This window comes from Burkholderia sp. Ac-20384 (assembly GCF_017104605.1).
Taxonomy (GTDB): domain Bacteria; phylum Pseudomonadota; class Gammaproteobacteria; order Burkholderiales; family Burkholderiaceae; genus Burkholderia; species Burkholderia lata.
Window position 1 is genome coordinate 1 of record NZ_JAAGPE010000605.1, and the last position, 1,958, is coordinate 1,958.

Sequence of the window (1,958 nt, forward strand, 5' to 3'; positions counted from 1 at the left end):
TCGTGCTCGGGCTGCTGATCGTGCGCTTCGCGATCGGTGGCGCGGTGCTCGCCGCGATCGCACGGCATCGTCGCGTCGCATGGCCGCGCGGGCGCGCGCTTGCGCCGCTGGTGGCGATGGGCGCGCTCGGCTACGTCGGGCAGTCGTTCTGCTATTTCAGCGCGCTGCAGCACGCGCAGGCGAGCCTCGTCGCGCTGCTGCTGTACCTGTATCCGGCTTTCGTCACGCTGCTGGCCGCGTGGTGGCTCGGCGAGCGCCTCACGCGCGCGAAGGCCGTCGCGCTCGTGCTGTGCGTCGCGGGTTCGGCGCTGATGGTCGGCGGCGGGCATGGCGAGCCGCTCGGGATCGCGCTCGCGCTGGCCGCCGCGGTGATCTACTCGCTGTACATCGTCGGCGGCACGAAGGCGACGCGCGGCGTCGATCCGCTCGCGACCACCGCGATCATCTGCCTGTCGGCAACCGCGACGCTCGTGGCGATCGCCGTCGTGCGGACCGCCGCGTTCGGTGCGCCGCCGCGCTGGCCGGTGACGGCCGGTGGCTGGGCGTCGATGCTCGCGATCGCGCTCGTGTCGACGGTTGCGGCGATGCTCGCGTTCTTTGCCGGGCTCGAGCGGCTCGGGGCCGCGCGCACGTCGATGCTGTCGACGCTCGAACCGGTCGTGACGGTCGCGCTCGCGGCGCTGCTGTTCGGCGAAGCGCTGTCGCCGCTGCAGTGGGCGGGCGGCGTCGCGATTCTGGCTGCCGTGCTGGCGCTGGTGCGCGCAGGCGGCGCGGCGGCTGACGACGCGACGGCGACGTCCAACGCGTAGTGCGGAAGGGGAAAGCGGGGGCGATGGCGCGGGTGGCTACGCGCTATCGCGGTTGCGGCGGCGGTTTGCCGACCGAACAACGACCGATGCGGCGGCCATCGTGCGTCCGGCTGCATGGCGCCGGGCGGCCTGCGGCACGTCAGCCGCGGTTGCGCGTCACTCGTTGGGCGGCGGCGTCTTCGGCCTGAATTCGCACAGCGGCTCGATCACGCAGTGCCAGCATTCGGGCTTGCGGGCCTTGCACACGTAGCGCCCGTGCAGGATCAGCCAGTGATGCGCGTCCTGCAGGAATTCCTTCGGCGTGAACTTCTCGAGCGCGGCCTCGACGGCGCGCACGTCCTTGCCCGGCGCGAGCCCGGTGCGGTTCGCGACGCGGAAGATATGCGTGTCGACCGCGATGGTCGGCTGGCCGAACGCGGTGTTCAGCACGACGTTCGCGGTCTTGCGGCCGACGCCCGGCAGCCCTTCGAGCGCTTCGCGATCGGCCGGCACCTCGCCGTCGTAGCGGTCCAGCAGGATCCGGCACGTCGCGACCACGTTCTTCGCCTTGGTCCGGTACAGGCCGATCGTCTTGATGTACTCGGTGACGCCTTCTTCGCCGAGTGCGACGATTTGTCGCGGGGTGTTCGCGACCGGAAACATCTTCCGCATCGCCTTGTTGACCGATACGTCGGTCGCCTGCGCGGACAGCATCACGGCGATCAGCAACTCGAACGGCGTCGAGTATTCGAGCTCGGTGGTCGGATGCGGATTGAGACTCTGCAGCGTTTCGTAGATCGCGCGTCGTTTGCTGGCGTTCATGGAGCGTTCTGGTCGGGCGGTGCGGACGGGCCACCCGGGCCGTCGTTGCCTGCGTCGTTCTCTTTGTCGTTGCCGCTCGCGGCCGCCGCTTCGGCGTCGCGTTGGGCCTGCTGTTCGGCGAGCCGTTTGCGGCGCGCCTCGGCCGCATCGATCTGCGCCTGGACGGCTGCGCTCACGCCTTCGGTGTTCTTCGGCCCGGCGTCTTGCCCGGACAGCTCTTCCTTCTTCTTGCGCGCCCGCTCGAGCGCGGCGGCGATGATCGCGCGCTTCTTCGCTTCGGCGTCGTCTGCGGCCGGTGCGGCGGCCGGCGCGGCGGATTGCGTTTCCGCCTGGGCCGCAGCCGGCTTC

Annotated in this window: 2 protein-coding genes and 1 pseudogene; 1 reads left to right on the forward strand and 2 read right to left on the reverse strand. The window is 70.8% G+C overall.

Going from position 1 to position 1,958, the window contains the following annotated elements; translation table 11 throughout:
* Positions 1 to 809 (forward strand): DMT family transporter (locus tag G3O00_RS42170; RefSeq protein ID WP_206146547.1); only part of this gene is annotated, 809 nt, incomplete at its 5' end.
* 156 nt (positions 810 to 965) lie between these two features.
* Here the strand turns inward: G3O00_RS42170 and nth are convergent.
* Together nth and G3O00_RS42180 are read right to left on the reverse strand one after the other, a co-directional pair.
* Positions 966 to 1,610 carry an endonuclease III gene (gene nth, locus G3O00_RS42175; RefSeq protein WP_011352789.1) on the reverse strand — a complete coding sequence of 215 codons (645 nt, stop codon included), beginning with the start codon at positions 1,608 to 1,610 and terminating at the stop codon, positions 966 to 968.
* A pseudogene (locus tag G3O00_RS42180) lies at positions 1,607 to 1,958 on the reverse strand (electron transport complex subunit RsxB); the annotation flags it as partial. The pseudogene G3O00_RS42180 and the gene nth, both read right to left, overlap by 4 nt.